We start from the raw sequence: 18,042 nt of genomic DNA on the forward strand, positions 1-18,042 counted from the left end.
GGCTACTTCTTGACCCCGTTGGCGATCTGGGCCATCTCGTCCTGCGTGCTGATCGCCTTGGAGGCCAGCGAGTAGGAGCGCTGGGCGATCATCATGTCGGCCATCACGTCGCCCATGTCGACGTCGGAGGTCTCCAGGACGCCCTGGCGCAGCTGGGTGTCGGCGCCGGCCCGCGTCGCGGGGCCGCTGGCGTTGTTGGCCACGAAGAGGTTGTCGCCGATCGCCTGGAGGCGATCGGAGGAACGCACGGTGAAGAGGTTGATCTGGCCGACCGCGTCGCCGTCCTTGGTCGTCACCTTGCCGTCGGGGGCGACCGAGATCGAGTTCTCGTCCGCGCCGTTGGGCAGCTGGACGGGCGGCTGCAGCGGCATGCCGTTGGCCAGCAGGCGGCGGTTGGAGTCCAGCGTCAGCTGCCCGTTGCGGGTCAGCGCGTTGGTGCCGTCGGGCTGGCGCACCTGCAGGTAGCCGTCGCCCTCGATGGCCAGGTCCAGCGAGGAGCCCGTGCTCTGGTAGGTCCCGCCGGCGCCACCGCGACCGATCGTCGTGGCAGCCGCACCCGCGCCCTCCATCACGCCCTGCTGGCCTCCCGGCCCGCTGGCGGAGTAGACGAGATCGCGAAAGGCGACACGCTGGCGCTTGTAGCCGACCGTGCCTGCATTCGCGACGTCATTGGACAGCGCGTCGAGACGCTGCTGCTGGGCCGCCATGCCGGCGGCCGCCGAGTACATGCCTTCAAGCATCGGGTTCCTGTTGGAAGCCCGGCCCCCGCTCCTTGCGGTCCAGCCGGTCAAGTTTCCGTGGAGGAATCCCGGCCCCCGCTCCTTGCGGTCCAGCCAGGTCCACTATCTACTGCTCCCTCCGGTCGTCGGACAGCGTCGCCGCGACTTGAGGGTGGGGTGGACGTGCGTACTAGCGCGGACGCGCTACTGCAGCGCTCCGACCTGGGTGGACGCCTTCTGCAGCGTCTCGTCGATGGTCTGGATCGCCTTCTGGCCGGCTTCGAACGAGCGCAGCGAGCTGATCATGTCGACCATCGCCGTCGCCGGATCGACACCGGAGGCCTCCAGCGCGCCCGAGCGGACGACGCCGTCGGCCTTGCCGGTGGGTTGGCCGTCGAAGTTGCCGTCGCCGACCTTCTTGGGGTCGTTGAGCGCGTACACGCCCAGGCGGCCCGGATCGACCGCGCCGTCGGTGGCGACCTTGATGGTCTGGCCGTTCTGCGACAGCACGGGGTGCCCGAGCTGGTCGGTCAACAGCCCGCCCGCGCCGGCCGTGAACTGGCCGTTGCGCGTGTAGCGGACGCCGGCGTCGGTGCGCACGGCGAAGTAGCCGTCGCCCTCGACGGCGAAGTCGAGCGGCTCGTCGGTCGGGCGCAGCGGCTGCGCGGAGAGGTCGGTGGTCGTCTCGGCGATCTGGGCGCCGGCGCCCAGGCGCCCGACCTGCTGACCGGAGACGGTGTTGGAGAGGAGCAGATCCCCGAACGCGCGCTGCGACGAGCGGTCGGCTTTGTAGCCGGCCGTCGAGGCGTTGGCGAGGTCGTTGGCGATCTGATCCTGGCGGACCTGCTCGGCAAGCATGCCGGAGGCCGCGATGTAGAGGCCACGTTCCATCGCACTGGTCAGTCGGCCGACCGTCACACTTCTTGAGGTGGCCGGTACGCCCGTGAACCTGATCCTCCTGCGGGGGCTGATCCCCGACCTGCCGATGCGGGCCGGCGACGTGCTGCCCGCGCGGGTGTTCTCGCGCGACACGCTGGTGCTCGGCGGGGTGCGCGTGGCCGCCCAGCTGCCGGAGGACCTGCAGGTCGGCCAGCGCCTGCGCCTGCAGGTGCAGGAGGCGAGCACGAGCAAGCTGCTGCTGCGGGTGATCGAGACGTCGGGGTCGGCCGAGTCCGACGCGCCGACCCAGGCGGTGACCGCCGATCCGCTGGCCAACGCGCTGCGGGCCGGGCTGGCGGTGACGCTGCCGGGCGGCCAGGTCGTGCGGCTGTTCGTCAACCCCGACGGCGGCGGCGAGGAGGGCGGCGCGCGGCGCGCGGGCGGGATGTCGCGGGTCACGCTGCGCTTCGAGGCGGCCGCGCTGGGCCGCGTCGACATGGCGCTGGAGGTGCTGCCGGGCGCGGTCGCGGGCACGATCCACGCGCCGGCGGGTGCCGCGGCCGACCGGCTGGCCGAGCAGGCCGAGCAGCTGCGCACGGCGCTGGCCCAGGCCACGGGCCGGCCGGCGACGGTCAGCGTGCGCCCCCGCGGTGAGACGGTGGACGTCCGTGGCTGAGAAGGATCCGCAGCGCCCGCTGCGGGCGGCGGCCCTGCGCTACGACCAGGGCACGACGCCCCGGGTGGTGGCGGTGGGCAAGGGCGAGGTGGCCCGCCGGATCATCGAAGAGGCGCGGGCCGCGGGTGTCCCCATCCGCGACGACGCGCCTCTGGCCGAGGCGCTGGCCACCCTGGAGCTCGACGCGGACGTGCCGGAGGAGCTGTGGGCGGCGGTGGCCGAGGCCCTGGTGTGGGCCTACCGCATGGACCTCGGGGCCCTGCGGGAAGCCCGACGGGCGTAGGTCACGCCCTAGGCGACGAGGCGGTACAGGTCCTCTTCGGCCGACAGCGTCGAGCGCAGCGAGCGCTTCAGTGCGCTGTGGATCTGGCACACGCGGCTCTCCGACACGCCCAGCACCTCGCCGATCTCGGCCAGGGTCAGGTTCTTGACGTAGAGCATCACGGCGACCTCGCGCTCACGGCGGGGCAGCTGCGCGAAGGCGCGGCGGAACTTCTCCTTCAGCTCCTCCTTGGCGGCCATGTTCTCGGGATCCAGACGCGGGTCGTCGGAGGCGATCGTGTCGACGCGCTCGATCGTCGTGTCGTCCTCGCTCAGCACGAGCGCGTTCAGCGAGGTCACGTCGGAGGCGACGATCTCGTCCTGGCGGCGACGCAGCTCGTCGACCGTGGTCCCCATCGCGTCGGCCAGCTCGGCCCGCGTCGGCCGGCGGCCGTGCAGGATCGAGAACTCGTCGGTGGCCTTGGAGATGTCGCGCTCCCAGCGGCGGACCGAGCGCGGGGCCCAGTCCTGGCGGCGCAGCTCGTCGAGCACGGCGCCGTGGATCCGGGTCCAGGCGTACTGCTCCAGCGTGGCGCCCTTGGCGGGGTCGTAGCGGTCGATCGAGACGATCAGCGCCTCCAGCCCACAGGAGATGAAGTCCTCGACCTCCGCGTTGGCCGGCATCTCGCGGACCTTGCGGTAGACGATGTACTTGACCATCGGCGCGAAGGTCAGCACCAGGCGATCACGCAGCCGGGGATCGTTGGTCTCGCGGTAGTCGCTCCACAGAGCAAGGCTCTCTTCGGCGGACATCCTGCGTGTGGTCGTCGTGCTCATCAGGGGGAACTCCTGGGTGTGCTGGGGTGGGGACGCTGGGAGGTATCGGGTCGGTACGCCGACCTCCCCATCCCCATTTCTGGGTAGAAGGGGGTCGGCCATTCGTCAACGCGCAGCCTCCCCATTTCTGGGGACCCCCGACGAGCGACAAAGGTTTTGCCGGCGGCTGCCGATTGACCAGGACGCACGTTCCCCTTCGAGCGCCAAGAGGTCTTCCCCCGCATGGCTCTGCGCCTCACCGATCCCGTCTCATCGTCCGCGTCCACCGGCGTCGCGACCGCACCCGCGGTGGCCCCGGCGGTCGTCCTGCGCGCCCGCGCGCAGCGCCTGCTCGCGGACGGCGATGTGGCCGGCTACCGCGCCCTGTTCGCCGAAGCCGCCGCCGTCGCCGACGTCCACCGCCGCTACGAGGCGCGCGTGCGTCTGCTCGACGCCGGCATGCAGGCCGAGGGCACCTCGAACGCCACGCTGGCCCCGATCTTCCTGGCCGTCGCCGAGGCGGCGGTCACGCTCCTGGAGGAGGAGCCGCGCGAGCCCGTCCTGCTCAACGCCGCCGGCGTCGCCGTCTACGAGCTCGGCGAGCTCGCCGCCGCCGAGCGCCTGTTCGGCGCCACCCGCCGCCTGGACCCGCAGCTGCCCCACGTCGACGCCAACCTGGCCGAGATCGCCCGCCGCCGCGCCGCCGGCATGGACGGGCGCATGAACCTGCCGGCGGCCGTCTCGGTCCGCCTGAAGTCGCTGCGCGACCGGGCCAAGCGCGTCGCCGCCCGCGCGGTGCCGGCCACCGGCCAGACGCTGTCGCTGTGCATGATCGTCAAGGACGAGGAGGCGATGCTCGGGCAGTGCCTGGCCGCCGTGGCCCCGTTCGTCGACGAGCTGGTGATCGTCGACACCGGCTCGACCGACCGCACCGTCGAGATCGCCCGCGAGCACGGCGCCGTCGTGCTGGAGCACGTGTGGACCGGCGACTTCTCCGCGGCGCGCAACGTCTCCTTCGAGGCCGCGACCAGCGACTGGCTGCTGTACCTGGACGCCGACGAGGTGCTCGTCGAGGGCGACGGGCCGCGCCTGCGCGAGCTGACCGGCAAGGTCTGGCGCGAGGCGCTGTACCTGACCGAGACGAACCTCACGGGGCGCGTCGAGGACGGCACGTCGGTCACCCACAACGCGCTGCGCCTGTTCCGCAACCGTCCCGAGTACCGCTTCAGCGGCCGCATCCACGAGCAGATCGCCAACACCCTGCCGGGCTACCTGGCCGAGCGCTTCGAGAACACGAGCGTGCGCATCGACCACTACGGCTACCTGGGCGAGGTGCGCGAGGCCAAGGACAAGTCGCGCCGCAACCTGGACCTGCTCGAGCAGCAGGTGGCCGACGGCGTCGACACCGCGTTCCTGCACTTCAACCTGGGCTCGGAGTACTCGGCCCTGGACGAGAACGACCGCGCGCTGGAGGCCTTCGAGAAGGCCTGGGCGATGCTCATCGACGACCCGCTGAAGACGACCTACGGCTTCCTGCCCTCGCTGTGCGCCCGCCTGGTCAAGGCGCTGCGCCTGTGCGGGCGCTCCGAGGACTGCATCGCCCGCGGCGACGTCGTCCTGACCTTCCTGCCCCAGTTCACCGACATCGTCTTCGAGCAGGCGCTGGCCGCCCGTGCGCTGGACGAGGACGAGCGCGCCGCGACGCTGCTGGAGACCTGCCTGGCCTGGGGCGACGCGCCCTCGGCCTACACGGCGACCGGCGGCACCGGCACGTTCCTCGCCCTGGCCACGCTGGGCGACCTGCGCCGCCGGCAGGGCCGCCTGACCGAGGCGCGCGAGCTGCTGGAGCGGTGCCTGGTCGAGCACCCGCGCTTCCTGGCCTCGGTCGACCCGCTGGCCGGCACGATGCTGGCGCTCGACTGCGCGCCCGAGGAGGTCGTCCGGACCGTCCACGGCGCCGTCGGCGACCTGACCCCGTCCGTCGGCTTCATGCTCTCGCTGGCCCTGTACGAGTCCAAGGCCGTGGAGGCCGCCGAGGAGCAGCTGCGCGCCGTCCTGGAGCGTCAGCCCGGCTCGGCGCCCGCGCGTCTGGCGCTGGCCGAGGCGCTGCTGTCGCAGTCGCGCTACGCCGAGGCCGCCGATCAGGCCCTGCGCATCCCCGCGGGGGCGCACTTCGCCGCTGAGGCGTCGCGCACCGCCGCGTTCGCGCGGCTGGCCGCCGGTGACGCCGACGGCGCCCAGGACGCGCTCCAGCGGGCCCGCGAGGCCGGGCTGTACGAGCCCGAGGTCGCCCTGCTGGACGGCTGGCGCGAGCGCGTGCTCGGCGCGGCCGGCCCGTCGCTGCTGCCCGCCGAGACCGCCGACGCCCTGTTCGTGATGCTCGAGGCGCTGCTGCGCGTCGTCGACGTCGACGCGTTCGCCTCGCTGGTGCCGCTGGTCGACGTGGTGGCGATCCCGTGGCGCGACCGCCGCGAGCGCCTGGCCACGCTGTACCTGCGCCGCGGCTTCCTGGAGTCGGCGGCCGACGAGTGGATCTCCGTGATCCAGGAGTCCCAGCCCGACGCCGACGCCCTGGCCGGCCTCGGCTGGGTCGCGGTCGGCCGTGAGCTGCCCGAGGACGCGCTCGTGCTGGCCCGTGAGGCGCTGTCCATGGATCCCGTGCATCCGGCCGCGTTGGGCGTGCTGGAGCGCGTCGCGGCGTGACGCCCGGCACACACCTCTGCCGTACAGACGGCCAGACCTCCTGCCCTCCCGTCAAGGGCTGCCCCAGGACGTCGATGAACGTTCCGAGAACGGCCCATGGATGGGCCGGGCACCGATCCAGGAGGAACGTTCATGTATGTGCAGCGGGCACCAGTCGCATCAGTGACACCGCTGCCCCTGCCGTCCATCAAGGCGGTGGTGGCCACCCCGAACAACGGCTTCGCGCAGGTCTACGACCTGGCCGCCGAGCGGGAGCGCCGCAGCAGCCCGCCGCAGGCCGTCCTGGACGCGGTCGACGAAGCCGCCCGGGTCTACGAGCTGCTGGACGCCGCGGGGATGCAGGTGCGCTTCGATCTCTCGGCGGGCGTGTCCGCGCAGCTGCGCGACCGCTCGGGCGCGCTCGTGCGGCCGCTGTCGCTGCACGAGGTCATGGACCCGTCGTCGTTGCTGCCGCCGGATACGGCAGCCTGAACCACACCGGAGTGATGTAGATGCCGGCCGTCTCCTTCAGCGGACTCGCCTCCAACCTCGACACCGACTCGATCATCTCGTCGCTGCTCGCGGTCGACGGCATCTCGCGCACCCGTCTGAGCACCAACCAGCAGGCGGCCACCGCGCGCCAGCAGGCCATCAACGACGTCGAGTCGCGGATGAAGACCCTGCGCAACGCCGCGAAGGACCTCGGCTCGCCGCTGCTGTGGAGCGAGACCCAGGACGTCTCGACGACCGACGACAAGGCGATGAGCGCCACGATGACCGGCGGCGCCGCCCCCGGTGGCTACTCCGTCACGGTCACCCAGCTCGCCTCGGCCGCCCAGTCGACGTTCGCCTACACGTCGCAGGCCGGCGCCACGAACATCGACATCAACGGCGTCAGCGTCTCGCTGCCCGCCGGCGCGGACATCGACACCGCGGTCTCGACGATCAACGGCACCGCCGACGTCGGCGTGTACGCGGTCAACCTCGGCAACGGCAAGATGGTGCTCAGCTCGCGCACCACCGGCGCGGCGACGACGATCGGCGCCACCGGCGACTCGCTCGCCCTGGACTCGACGAAGGCCGGTCGGGACCTGAAGTGGTCCGTCGACGGCGTCGCCCAGGCCGACAGCGCGTCCAACACCGTGGCCAACGCGATCCCCGGCCTGCAGCTGACCTTCAAGGCACCCGTGGCCGGCGCGACCGTCAACGTCAGCGACCCGCACGTGGGCGCCGACACCGTCAAGGCCAAGCTGAAGTCGTTCATCGCGGCCTACAACGACGTCGTCTCCTTCACCAACGGCAAGCTGACCGAGGCCAAGGTGGTCAAGAACAGCTCGGCCACCGGCGCCAACGACAGCACGACGCTGACCGCCGCCGAGGCGTCCAAGGGCGTGCTGTTCGGTGACCCGGGCCTGCGCAACATGCTCGACTCGATGCGCCAGACGGCATCGCAGGCGGTCGGCGGCCTGAGCGGCACGCTGACCGGCTTCGCCTCGCTGGGCATCTCCACCGGCGCGGCCGCGGCCACCACCACGGCCGATGCCAAGACCGGCCTGCTGACCTTCGACGAGTCGGCCTTCGACGCCGCCTACGACGCCAACCCCGACGGCGTCAAGAAGCTGATGGGCGGCGTGAGCGGCACGACCGGCCTGTCGCAGACGTTCGACAACCTGATCAAGCCGATGACGGAGTCCAACGGCCTGCTCGACCAGCGCTCGACGATGGCCGGCGACGAGGTCACCCGCATCAAGGACCAGATCTCGCGCCTGGACGACCGCCTGGCGGCCAAGCAGGAGGCCTACAAGAAGATGTTCACGGCCATGGAGCTGTCGCTGTCCAAGCTCCAGTCGTCGACGAGCAGCGTGCTCAGCAGCCTGAGCGCCAGCACGTCGTCCAGCTGAGTCTGGACACCCCTCAACGGCCTGCGTCCGCGGCCGACTACCAGGGTGTGAATCCGTACGCGCAGCAGTCACAGGCGTCGTATCTCGAGCAGCAGGTGCTCACCGCCTCGCGCGGGCAGCTCGTGGTGCTGCTCTACGACGGGATCATCCGCTTCCTCCGCCAGGCCGACGTGGCCATGGGCGAGGGGGCCGCCGCACACGCCAACGACCGCATCGGCCGCGCCGAGGCGATCGTCAGCGAGCTCCAGGCCACGCTGGACATGCGCCAGGGCCAGATCGCCGAGAACCTCGAGGGGATCTACGTCTTCTGGAGCAAGTGCCTGTGGGAGATCCGCCTCGAGAAGGACCGCGAGAAGCTCGCCCGCGTCATCAAGATGGTGCAGTCGATGCGCGAGGCCTGGGCGCAGGTGGCCCAGTCCGTCGAGTCGACCTCAGCGGCCGCATGACCGGGGAGGACCCGGGCGTGCAGGTGGCCCGGCGGCTGCTCGCGCTCGCGCGCGAGGAGCACGGGCTGATCGAGGACGGTCGCTACGAGGACCTCGCGGCGATCGACGAACGGCGTGACGCGCTGACCGCGCAGATCCCCCGGACGCTGTCGCCCGAGGGGCGCAGCGCGCTGGAGGAGGTCGTCGACGCGCAGCGTCAGGTGGCCGCCGCCCTGCAGCTCGGGCTGGCCCGCGCGACCGACGAGTTCGGCCGCGTCAACCACGGCCGTACCGCAATGGCGGGCTACGCGCCAGCCGGTCTGGACGCACGTCCGGTGCTGGACCACAGCGCCTAAAGAAGCCGGAACCCGGTCCGATGACCGGGAGGCCTCCACGGACGGGGGCACGTTTGAAGGTCCAGGGACGGGCCGCCACTTACGGACCCGTACCCATGGAACTCTTCGACTCGACGCAACAGCTTCTGATGGGCGCCCTCCACGGCGCCGCCGCGCGCCAGTCCGCGCTGGCCCAGAACCTCGCCAACGCCAACACGGCGGGCTACCAGCGCGTCGACGTGGACTTCCACTCCGCGCTGCAGCAGGCCGCGCAGCGGATGCAGGACGGCAGCGGCGACGCCGACACGGTGTCGCCCGCCGACTTCGACTTCACGCCCCAGGCCGATCCCGAGACGATGCAGGTCGACGGCAACGGCGTCGACCTCGACGTCGAGGCGGCCAACCTCGCGCAGAACGGCCTCGAGTACCAGTCGCTGGTCTCGGTCATGGGCGCGCGCATGGGCATCATCCAGTCGGCCATCGGGACGCGCTGATGGGCCTCTTCGACTCACTGGCCATCTCCGCCTCGGGCCTGTCGGCCGAGCGCATGCGGATGGACGTCACGGCCGAGAACCTGGCCAACGCGCAGTCCACGCAGGGCGCCGACGGGCAGCCCTACCGCCGCAAGTCGGTCGTGCTGCAGGCCACCGGCCAGGCCGGCGGCGGCTTCGCCTCGGCGCTGGCCGCCGCGCAGAGCGGCAACCCCGCCGCGACCAGCTCGGCCAGCGGCCAGCCCGCCGGCGGCGTGCAGGTCGCCGCGATCGTCGAGGACCAGTCGCCCGGCAAGCAGGTCTACGACCCGGGCCACCCGGACGCCAACGCCGAGGGCTACGTGACGATGCCCAACGTCGACTCGGTCACAGAGATGGTCGACCTGATCTCCGCGTCGCGGGCCTACGAGGCCAACACGACCGCGATGCAGACGGCCAAGCAGATGTTCAGCAAGACCCTGGAGCTGCTGCGGTGACGCTTCCGATCGATCCTTCGATGTTCACCGGCGGGCCCGAGTGGCAGATCTCCGGCGTCGGCGGCAGCCAGACGCCGGGCCAGATCGAGGCCGGCGCCGGCACCGACGCCGCCGAAGGCGTCTCCGGCGCCTCCTTCGGCGACGTGCTCTCCCAGACCCTGGGCCAGCTGCAGGCCGGCCAGGACGAAGCGGCCCAGGCGTCGCAGGCGCTGGCCACCGGCCAGGCCTCCGACCCGACCTCGGTCGTGATGGCCGTCGAGAAGGCCCAGCTGCAGATGCAGCTGGCCTCGACGCTGCGCAACAAGGCCACCGAGGCCATCAACGACATCTTCCACACATCCGTCTGAGGGCTGAGGTCCGATGAAGCTCCTGCAGTCCATGTCCCTGCGCCAGCGCCTCGTGCTCGGCGGCTCGATCGTGGCGGTTCTCGTCGTCGCCTTCATGCTGCTCAAGCTGGCCTCGGCGCCGAGCTACTCGCTGATCGCCACCGGGCTGGATCCCGGAAAGACCGGCAAGATGACCGCCGCGCTGGACGCGCAGGGGATCACCTACGAGCTGCGCAACAACGGCACCGCGCTCGCGGTCAACAGCAACTCGACCGCCCAGGCGCAGATCGCGCTGGCCGACGCGGGCCTGTCCACCAACGGCGACAGCGGCTCGGACGGCCTGAGCGCGGTGACCGACCTGAAGATGGGCGCCTCGACCTTCCAGCAGAAGATCGCCTACCAGCAGGGCCTGGAGCAGACGATCGAGTCCACGCTGGGCAACATCGACGGCGTCTCCGGCGCGTCGGTGCAGCTGACGCTCCCCGACGACCAGCTGTTCCAGGACGAGGCCAAGCCGGCCACCGCGGCCGTCGTGCTCAGCGGAGAGTCGGGCACGCTGGACTCCGCCGCCGTCAAGGGCATGGCCAGCCTGGTCTCCAACTCCGTCGAGGGTCTCAAGCCCGAGAACGTGACGATCACCGACTCGACCGGCACGATGCTGTGGCCGATGGGCGACGGCAGCGTCGGCGGCTCGATGTCCAAGCAGGCCGCCGAGTCGCGCTACGCCGCCCAGATGGAGGCGCAGCTCAACGCGCTGCTGATCCGCACGCTGGGCCCCGGCAAGGGCCAGGTCGAGGTCAACGCCGACCTGAACGTCGACAAGACGTCGGTCGAGAACCTCGAGTACGCCAAGAAGGGCAGCCCCATCGAGGTCACGACCGAGAGCGAGAAGCTCAAGGGCACGGGCGGCGGTGGCGGCACGACCGCGGGCACGACGTCCAACGTCCCCAGCTACGCGCAGAGCGGCTCCGCGTCGGGCGGGAACTCGAACTACTCCAACACGACGAAGACCACCAAGCAGGTCTACGGCAAGAAGGTCTCGCGCACCGAGGTCGCTCCCGGCTCGGTCACCCGTCTGACCGTCGGCCTGGTCGTCGACAAGTCGGTGCCCGCCGCCGACGTCAAGGCGCTGCAGACCGCGGTCGCCTCCGCCGCCGGCATCAACCCGCAGCGCGGCGACACGCTGGCCGTCAGCCAGATCGCCTTCGCCAAGCAGGCGACGACGACCCCGGCCGCCGGTGGCCCGCTCCCGCAGGGCGGCATCTTCGGCTACGCCAAGTACGCGCTGCTCGGCCTGGCCGCCCTGATCTTCCTGTTCTTCATCTCGCGCCAGCTGCGCCGCCGGGAGAACGAGGTCCTGGCCGATCCCAGCTGGCTGCGTCAGCTGGACGCGCCCACCCCGATCGCCCAGCTTGAGGCCGAGGGCCCGCCGCCCTCGCTGATCGTGGCCACCAACCCGCGCAAGAAGCAGATCGAGGAAGTCGTGACGAAGGAGCCCGAGCGCGTCGCGACGGCCCTGCGCACCTGGATGAACGAGCCCTAGGCCGAGGACCGCGACGATGTCTACCGAACTTGCCCCCATGCCCGGCCAGGAGCTGGCCGCCACCGCCCGCCTGGGCGGGCGCCGCAAGGCCGCGATCCTGCTGATCACGCTCGGCCCGGAGCGGGCCGCGGCGATCCTCCAGCACATGGAGGACGAGGAGGTCGAGGCGCTGTCGGCCGAGATGGCCCGCATCCGCCAGGTCACCCCCGAGACCAGCCAGGCGATCCTCGACGAGCTGGCCGAGCACGTCACGTCGCCGGCCCAGGCCGCGCTGGGCGGGCTGGACTACACCTACGAGGTGCTGGAGAAGCGGTTCGGCCGCCAGCGCGCCCAGGAGATCGTCGACGCCCTCGCGGGCAAGATGACCCACAAGCCGTTCGACTTCCTGCGCCGCACGCCGCCCGAGCAGGTGGCCGCGTTCCTGCAGGAGGAGGCGCCGCAGACGGTGGCGATCGTGATCGCCTCGCTGCCCAGCTCGATCGCCGCCAAGGTTCTGGCCGAGATCCCCAAGGAGAACCAGGGCGAGGTGGCGCTGCGCATCGCGACGATGTCGGAGACCAATCCCCTGGTCGTGCGCGACCTCGAGTCGGCGCTGAAGGAGAAGCTCTCGGCGATCCTCGACCAGGAGCTGGTCGGCGCCGGCGGCGTGCAGTCGCTGGCCGAGATCCTCAACCAGGCCGGCCGCTCGACCGAGCGCCACATCATCCAGGCGATGTCCGAGGCCGACCAGGTGCTGGCCGAGGAGGTCCGCCAGCGGATCTTCACCTTCGACGACATCGTCACGCTGACCGATCGCGACATCCAGATCCTGCTGCGCGACGTCGATCAGAAGGACCTGGCCATCGCCCTGCGCGGCGTCGGCGACGCGGTCAAGGACAAGCTGCTGAACAACCTCTCCGAGCGGGGCGCCGAGATGCTGCGCGAGGACATGGAGGTCATGCCGCCGCAGCGCAAGGCGGTCGTCGACGAGGCCCAGTCGAAGATCGTGCGCGCCGCGCGCGTGCTGGACGACGCGGGCACGATCACCATCCGCCAGAGCGACGACGGCGAGGACGAGGTCGTCTGATGGCCGCGCACGCGTTCACCTACGGGACGCTCGAGGCGCCCGCGGACCTGGCCATCACCGAGGCCGACCGCCGCCGCGAGGCCGACGACGTGCTGGCCCGGGCCCGCAACGAGGCCGAGGCGATCCGCGCCGCCGCCGAGCAGGCCGGCTTCGACGCCGGTCGGGCCGAGGCGCTGGCCGCCGTCCAGCCCGCGGCCGAGGCGCTGGCCCAGGCCGCGCGCGAGCTGTCGACCGTCGTCGACGAGCTGACCGCTCGCTCCGAGGTGGCCGCCGTCGATCTGGCGCTGCGCATCGCCGAGCAGGCGCTGGGCGCCGCCATCGAGGCCAACCCCGAGCGCGTGCTCGACGTCGTGCGCGGCGCGCTGCGCCGCCTGGTCGAACGCGAGCGCGTGCTGCTGCTCGTCAACCCCGAGGACCTGAACCTCGTCCGCGAGAGCGTCGCCGGCCTGGTCGGCGAGCTGGGCGGCATCGAGCACTGCGAGGTGCAGTCCGAGCGCCGCGTCGCCCGCGGGGGCGCGATCGTGCGCACCGAGGAGGGCGAGGTCGACGCCACGCTGGACACGAAGCTCGCGCGGGCGCGCGAGGTGCTCGAACAAGAGCTGTCGCGGGCCGATGAAGCTGCTTGAGGGCCGCCTCGACGAGGCGATCGCCCACGCCGACCTGCATCTGCGCCGCGGTCGCGTCTGCGACATCATCGGCCTGATCATCGAGGCCACCGGGCTGGAGGCCCAGGTCGGCGAGGTCTGCGAGGTGCAGGCCGGCCGCTTCTCCGATCCGGTCAAGGCCGAGGTCGTCGGCTTCCGCTCCAAGCGCACGCTGCTGATGCCGCTGGGCGAGATGACCGGCATCGGCCCGGGCAACGTCGTCACCGCGACCGGCACCCAGCTGCGCACCCCGGTCGGCCACGGCCTGCTGGGCCGCGTGCTCGACGGGCTGGGCGTGCCGATCGACGGGGCCGGCCCGGTCGACTTCGCCGCGATGGCGCCGGTGCAGGCGCCGCCGCCGGACCCGCTCACGCGTCCGCGCATCACCGAGCGCCTCGGCCTCGGCGTGCGCTCGCTGGACGCGCTGGTGCCCTGCGGGCGCGGCCAGCGCCTGGGCATCTTCGCCGGCTCCGGCGTGGGCAAGTCCTCGCTGCTGGGGATGATCGCCCGCGCGGCCGACTCCGGCCTGACCGCGGAGGGCACGCCCAACCGCGTCAACGTGATCTGCCTGGTCGGCGAGCGCGGCCGTGAGGTGCGCGAGTTCGTCGAGCGCGATCTCGGCGCGGCGCTGCCCAACTCGGTCGTCGTCGTCTCGACCTCCGACCAGCCGGCGCTCGTGCGCATCAAGGCGGCGCTGACCGCGACCACGATCGCCGAGTGGTTCCGCGATCAGGGCTTCGACGTGATGCTGATGATGGACTCGGTCACGCGCTTCGCGATGGCCCAGCGCGAGGTTGGCCTGGCCATCGGCGAACCGCCCGCCACGCGCGGCTACACGCCGTCGGTCTTCGCGCTGCTGCCCAAGCTGCTGGAGCGCTCCGGCACGAGCGACCGGGGCTCGATCACCGCGCTCTACACCGTGCTGGTCGACGGCGACGACATGAACGAGCCGATCGCCGACGCGGTCCGCTCGATCCTCGACGGCCACATCGTGCTGACCCGCGAGCTCGCGCACTCCGGCCACTACCCGGCCGTCGACGTGCTCCAGTCGGTCTCGCGACTGGTCAGCGAGGTGACCGCCCCCGAGGTCCGCGAGGCGGGCATGGAGCTGCGCCAGCTGCTGGCCTCCTACCGCGACAAGGCCGACCTGATCGCCATCGGCGCCTACGAGCGCGGCACCGATCCGCAGGTCGATCGCGCCGTCGACCTCAAGCCCGAGCTCGACGCCTTCCTGCGCCAGGGCCTGGAGGAGCACGACACCTACGACGTTGTCGACGCGCGCATGGTCCAGCTCGTCATGGGCGCGATGCCCCACGAGCCCGCCGGCTACGCCGTCGATCCCTCGCAGTCGCCCGCCGACCCGTTCTCGACCGGTTCGCCGGTGGCCCTGCCGCCGCTGAACATCGCCGTCTAGGGCGTTGATCGGACGTGTGTCCAATGCCCCTTGATCACCGGCACCCGCGACCGACTACCGGGCTGTGAACGCCCCGCCCTTCCGCTTCCGCCTCGAGCGGGTCCGCGAGCTGCGCGAGCATGCCGAGGACCGCGCCAGAGAGGAGCTCGCGTCGAGCCTGGGCGCGCAGCTGCGCGGGCAGGCGATGCTGCAGGCGGCGGCCGACGAGGTCTCCGGCGCGCACTCGGCCACCCGCGACGGCGCCTTCGGCGGCGCGATGTCGGCGGCCGACCTGTACGCCCAGCAGCTCTACACCGAGCGCCTGGAGCGCCAGCGGGCTGACGCCGAGCTCGCGCTGGAGCGCGCCTCGGCCGAGGTCGACGCCCGCCGCGGCGCGCTGGTCGAGGCCAGCCGCAAGCGCGAGGCGCTCGAGCGCCTCAAGGAGCGCAAGCGCCAGGAGCACGTGGCCCACGTGCAGCGCCTCGAGGGCGCGTTCCTGGACGAGATCGCCCTGACCTCCTACGTCCGGCAGGCGTCATGAGCGCCGCCGCGATCCAGTCCCGCGTGGCCGACATCCAGCAGATGCTGATGGCCATGCAGACGGGCACCGTGCAGGCCTCGCCCGCGGCGACCACCGCCGCGCCCGCGACCGCCGCCAGCGGCGGCCAGGCCAACCTCAACAGCTTCGCCAGCCAGCTGGCCGCGGCGAGCACCGCGACGACGAGCGCGACCACGCCCACCGACGTGTCGGGCGACAGCACCCAGTACGACAGCCTGATCCAGGCGTCGGCCGCCCGCAACGGGGTGGACCCCGCGCTGCTCAAGGGGCTCATCCGCGCCGAGTCGAACTTCGACCCCAACGCCGGCAGCTCCGCCGGCGCGCAGGGTCTGACCCAGCTGATGCCCGGCACGGCCGCCGGGTTGGGGGTCACGGATGTCCACGATCCCGCCCAGGCGATCGAGGGAGGCGCGAAGTACCTGCGCGCCCAGCTCGACGCCTTCGGCGGGGACGAGACCAAGGCGCTCGCCGCCTACAACGCCGGCCCCGGTGCGGTCACGCGCTACGGCGGCGTTCCGCCTTACGCCGAGACGCAGCAGTACGTGCAGAAGGTGCTCGGCTACGCGGCGGGCTATCGCTCCCAGACGACCACGACCCCCTCGATTCTCTGATGCCACCACAGATCGCGCCGTCTCCACCGAGAGAGGGCCCGCCACCGACCGCCGCCGGGGCGGCCGCAGCGCCCACCAGAGGCGCTCCGGACCCGCCGGGAACGTCGTTCGATCGGGTTCTCGACCAACACGACAAGGCCTGGACCGCAGATGCGGGGGGCCAGCAGGACGGAACGGCATCTGACTCGCCGTCCGAGGGCCAGCAGCAGCCCGCCGATCCGGCGGCCCTGCTCGCGGCGCTCGTGGCCGGGCCGATGCCGATGGCCCCGCCGCCGGCGACCGGGTCGGCGACCGCTGAGGCGGCGCCCGAGCCGGCCAACGCCGGCGCGACGGCCCCGACCGCCCTGGCGATCGCGACGTCCGCGACCGCTGAGGCGACCGTGTCTGCGCCGTCCGTGGCGACCGCCCCCGGGGCGGACGACGCGGCCCCGACGACCCCGGCCCCGACCACCGACCAGCCCGCCGGCGATCCGCTCGCCGCGTCGACCGACGCGACGGCTGACGGATCCGCCCCGACCGACAACGGCGGCGCACACCCCGACAGCACCGGTGGCGGGAGCCAGGGCGGCGACGCCCACGCCCGCCGCGCGGTCGACGGCGCGCGTTCGTCGCTGGCCGGCCTGGGCGACAACGCCCCGGCCACCGGCGACACCACGTCGACGACCCCCGTGGCCAACCCGGCGCCGACGGCGCCGGCGGCGGAGGCAGCGCCCGCTCCGGCGGCCGCGGCCACCGCGGGTCCCGATGCGCCGGCGACGCCGGTCGACGCACCCGCGCCGACGGCGCCCGTCACCGCTCCGGCGGCGATGCGCACGGCTCCGCACACGATCACCGCCCCGGCACCGGTGCCGGTCGCGCACGCTCCGGCGGCGTTGACCGACCTCGTGCACGTGGCCCACCAGCGTGGGGCCAACCACGCGCGGATGGTGCTGCACCCCGACAGCCTCGGTGGCGTCGAGGTGCACCTGCGCCAGACCGCCGACGGCATCCGGGCCACCGTCCACGTCGAGCACGCCGAGTCCCTGCAGGTCCTGCAGGGCGGCGTGGCCGAGCTGCGCCGTGGCCTGGAGGCGCGCGGCGTCACGGTCGACACGATCGACCTCGGCCTCGCGCCCGGCAACCAGGACCAGCAGCAGGGCAACGGCGCCGCCCGCGGCGACGGCGGCCTGGGCTCGCGCACCGCCAACGGCGGCGGCACCGGCCCCGCCGGCGCCGACGCCGACGACTCCCTGACCACCCCGAACGCGACGACCTCGCGAGCCGCCGCCGGCGTGCTCGTCGACGTCATGGCCTGAGAAGGACTGCCATGAGCACCACCACCAACAGCATCGGCTCCGGTGCGGCCGCCGCGGCGACCACCTCCACGACGGGCACCACGCCGACCGACTACGGCTCGGACAGCAAGAAGAAGACCGGCTCTGAGTTCGGCATGGACAAGGACGCGTTCCTGAAGATCCTCGTCGAGCAGCTCAAGAACCAGGATCCGTCCTCGCCGGGCGACTCGCAGCAGTACATCCAGCAGATGACCAGCTACTCGATGCTCGAGCAGCTGACGAACATCTCCGAGGCCGTCCAGGTCCAGCACGCCGACAGCGCGGGTCAGACCGCCGTCGGGCTCGTGGGTCACAGCGTCAAGTACCTCGACGACGACGGCAACGAGCAGAGCGGCGAGGTCAAGGGCGTCTCCTTCGCCACCGGCAGCCCGACCCTGACCATCGGTGACAAGAGCGGGATCTCGCTCGGCGTCATCTCGGAGGTCGGCCCGTTGGTCAACAGCGCCACCACGGCGGCGACCACGCCGACGACCGCGCCGGAGACCACGCCGGCGACCACGCCGACCACGGAGACGCCGGCGCCATGACCCAGGTCAACCCCGCACTGATCCCACCCGGGGTCGGCGGCACGCCGGGCGTCGCGTCCGGATCGTCCGCCGGCACCATCAGCGGCACCGCGTTCAGCGAGCTGCTGGGCGCGCGCACCGCGCAGGTCCACTTCTCGGGCCACGCGGTCGAGCGCCTGCGCCGGCGCGGCATCGCGGTCGACTCGTCGACGATGGCCCGGCTGGAGGGCGGCGTCGACCGCGCGGCCGGCAAGGGCTCGCGCGAGTCGGTCGTCTTCGTCGACGACAAGGCGTTCGTCGTCTCCGTCCGCAACCGCACGGTCATCACGGCCGTCGACTCCGCGCACATGCGCGAGCAGGTCTTCACCAACATCGACTCGGCGGTCATCGCCTAGTCGG

At 72.3% G+C, this 18,042-nt stretch carries 22 protein-coding genes; 19 read left to right on the plus strand and 3 right to left on the minus strand.

Annotation, left to right across the window (positions count from 1 at the left end; translation table 11 throughout):
- Positions 1-2: 2 nt before the first annotated feature.
- Together ACZ5UI_RS20885 and ACZ5UI_RS20890 are read right to left on the minus strand one after the other, a co-directional pair.
- Entirely contained in the window at positions 3-740 is a 738-nt protein-coding gene (locus ACZ5UI_RS20885) for a flagellar hook-basal body protein (protein WP_464190604.1), read from the minus strand.
- Between the two features lie 183 nt (positions 741-923).
- Positions 924-1,610 carry a flagellar hook-basal body protein gene (locus ACZ5UI_RS20890; protein ID WP_464190606.1) on the minus strand — a complete coding sequence of 229 codons (687 nt, stop codon included), beginning with the start codon at positions 1,608-1,610 and terminating at the stop codon, positions 924-926.
- 52 nt (positions 1,611-1,662) lie between these two features.
- Between ACZ5UI_RS20890 and fliK the strand changes: the two genes are divergently transcribed.
- Together fliK and ACZ5UI_RS20900 are read left to right on the plus strand one after the other, a co-directional pair.
- The gene (gene fliK, locus ACZ5UI_RS20895; RefSeq protein WP_464190608.1) at positions 1,663-2,274 is read left to right on the plus strand and encodes a flagellar hook-length control protein FliK; all 612 of its coding nucleotides are present in this window, start codon (positions 1,663-1,665) and stop codon (positions 2,272-2,274) included.
- Positions 2,267-2,557 carry an EscU/YscU/HrcU family type III secretion system export apparatus switch protein gene (locus ACZ5UI_RS20900; protein WP_464190610.1) on the plus strand — a complete coding sequence of 97 codons (291 nt, stop codon included), beginning with the start codon at positions 2,267-2,269 and terminating at the stop codon, positions 2,555-2,557. Before fliK ends, ACZ5UI_RS20900 begins: the two co-directional genes overlap by 8 nt.
- Positions 2,558-2,565: 8 nt before the next feature.
- On the opposite strand, the gene ACZ5UI_RS20905 is transcribed toward ACZ5UI_RS20900, so the two are convergent.
- A complete protein-coding gene (locus ACZ5UI_RS20905; protein WP_464190613.1) occupies positions 2,566-3,348 on the minus strand; it encodes a sigma-70 family RNA polymerase sigma factor in 783 nt (260 codons plus the stop codon).
- A gap of 246 nt (positions 3,349-3,594) precedes the next feature.
- Between ACZ5UI_RS20905 and ACZ5UI_RS20910 the strand changes: the two genes are divergently transcribed.
- The 17 genes from ACZ5UI_RS20910 to ACZ5UI_RS20990 all read left to right on the plus strand — a co-directional run bounded on the left by ACZ5UI_RS20910 (position 3,595) and on the right by ACZ5UI_RS20990 (position 18,038).
- Positions 3,595-6,054: a glycosyltransferase gene (locus ACZ5UI_RS20910; RefSeq protein ID WP_464190615.1), complete on the plus strand. Its 2,460-nt coding sequence runs from the start codon at positions 3,595-3,597 to the stop codon at positions 6,052-6,054.
- A 162-nt stretch (positions 6,055-6,216) separates the two neighbouring features.
- A complete protein-coding gene (locus ACZ5UI_RS20915; RefSeq protein ID WP_464190617.1) occupies positions 6,217-6,525 on the plus strand; it encodes a hypothetical protein in 309 nt (102 codons plus the stop codon).
- Positions 6,526-6,545: 20 nt separating this feature from the next.
- Positions 6,546-7,934, plus strand: a complete 1,389-nt coding sequence (gene fliD / locus ACZ5UI_RS20920) for a flagellar filament capping protein FliD (protein WP_464190620.1) — start codon at positions 6,546-6,548, stop codon at positions 7,932-7,934.
- A 47-nt stretch (positions 7,935-7,981) separates the two neighbouring features.
- A complete protein-coding gene (fliS, locus tag ACZ5UI_RS20925; RefSeq protein WP_464190622.1) occupies positions 7,982-8,380 on the plus strand; it encodes a flagellar export chaperone FliS in 399 nt (132 codons plus the stop codon).
- Positions 8,377-8,715, plus strand: coding sequence for a flagellar protein FliT (gene fliT / locus ACZ5UI_RS20930; RefSeq protein WP_464190624.1), 339 nt, complete (start codon positions 8,377-8,379; stop codon positions 8,713-8,715). The genes fliS and fliT overlap by 4 nt, the downstream gene beginning before the upstream one ends.
- A gap of 95 nt (positions 8,716-8,810) precedes the next feature.
- On the plus strand, positions 8,811-9,188 hold the full coding sequence (flgB, locus tag ACZ5UI_RS20935) for a flagellar basal body rod protein FlgB (protein ID WP_464190626.1): 378 nt from the start codon (positions 8,811-8,813) through the stop codon (positions 9,186-9,188).
- The gene (flgC, locus tag ACZ5UI_RS20940) at positions 9,188-9,661 is read left to right on the plus strand and encodes a flagellar basal body rod protein FlgC (RefSeq protein WP_464190628.1); all 474 of its coding nucleotides are present in this window, start codon (positions 9,188-9,190) and stop codon (positions 9,659-9,661) included. The genes flgB and flgC overlap by 1 nt, the downstream gene beginning before the upstream one ends.
- On the plus strand, positions 9,658-10,008 hold the full coding sequence (locus tag ACZ5UI_RS20945) for a flagellar hook-basal body complex protein FliE (RefSeq protein WP_464190630.1): 351 nt from the start codon (positions 9,658-9,660) through the stop codon (positions 10,006-10,008). Before flgC ends, ACZ5UI_RS20945 begins: the two co-directional genes overlap by 4 nt.
- 13 nt (positions 10,009-10,021) lie before the next feature.
- Positions 10,022-11,530 carry a flagellar basal-body MS-ring/collar protein FliF gene (gene fliF / locus ACZ5UI_RS20950; RefSeq protein WP_464190632.1) on the plus strand — a complete coding sequence of 503 codons (1,509 nt, stop codon included), beginning with the start codon at positions 10,022-10,024 and terminating at the stop codon, positions 11,528-11,530.
- A 37-nt stretch (positions 11,531-11,567) separates the two neighbouring features.
- Positions 11,568-12,596: a flagellar motor switch protein FliG gene (fliG, locus tag ACZ5UI_RS20955; RefSeq protein WP_464190634.1), complete on the plus strand. Its 1,029-nt coding sequence runs from the start codon at positions 11,568-11,570 to the stop codon at positions 12,594-12,596.
- Complete coding sequence (locus tag ACZ5UI_RS20960) at positions 12,596-13,222, plus strand: FliH/SctL family protein (RefSeq protein ID WP_464190636.1); 627 nt, start codon at positions 12,596-12,598, stop codon at positions 13,220-13,222. The genes fliG and ACZ5UI_RS20960 overlap by 1 nt, the downstream gene beginning before the upstream one ends.
- Positions 13,209-14,654, plus strand: coding sequence for a FliI/YscN family ATPase (locus ACZ5UI_RS20965; protein ID WP_464190638.1), 1,446 nt, complete (start codon positions 13,209-13,211; stop codon positions 14,652-14,654). The genes ACZ5UI_RS20960 and ACZ5UI_RS20965 overlap by 14 nt, the downstream gene beginning before the upstream one ends.
- Before the next feature lie 64 nt (positions 14,655-14,718).
- Positions 14,719-15,174, plus strand: coding sequence for a flagellar export protein FliJ (gene fliJ / locus ACZ5UI_RS20970; protein WP_464190640.1), 456 nt, complete (start codon positions 14,719-14,721; stop codon positions 15,172-15,174).
- Positions 15,171-15,803 (plus strand): lytic transglycosylase domain-containing protein, encoded by a 633-nt coding sequence (locus tag ACZ5UI_RS20975; protein ID WP_464190642.1) that lies wholly within the window; start codon positions 15,171-15,173, stop codon positions 15,801-15,803. The genes fliJ and ACZ5UI_RS20975 overlap by 4 nt, the downstream gene beginning before the upstream one ends.
- 395 nt (positions 15,804-16,198) lie before the next feature.
- The gene (locus ACZ5UI_RS20980) at positions 16,199-17,098 is read left to right on the plus strand and encodes a flagellar hook-length control protein FliK (protein WP_464190644.1); all 900 of its coding nucleotides are present in this window, start codon (positions 16,199-16,201) and stop codon (positions 17,096-17,098) included.
- A gap of 11 nt (positions 17,099-17,109) precedes the next feature.
- A complete protein-coding gene (locus tag ACZ5UI_RS20985; protein ID WP_464190646.1) occupies positions 17,110-17,664 on the plus strand; it encodes a flagellar hook capping FlgD N-terminal domain-containing protein in 555 nt (184 codons plus the stop codon).
- On the plus strand, positions 17,661-18,038 hold the full coding sequence (locus tag ACZ5UI_RS20990; RefSeq protein WP_464190648.1) for a TIGR02530 family flagellar biosynthesis protein: 378 nt from the start codon (positions 17,661-17,663) through the stop codon (positions 18,036-18,038). Before ACZ5UI_RS20985 ends, ACZ5UI_RS20990 begins: the two co-directional genes overlap by 4 nt.
- Positions 18,039-18,042 lie beyond the last annotated feature (4 nt).

It is taken from the genome of Conexibacter sp. JCM 18997 (genome assembly GCF_055391915.1).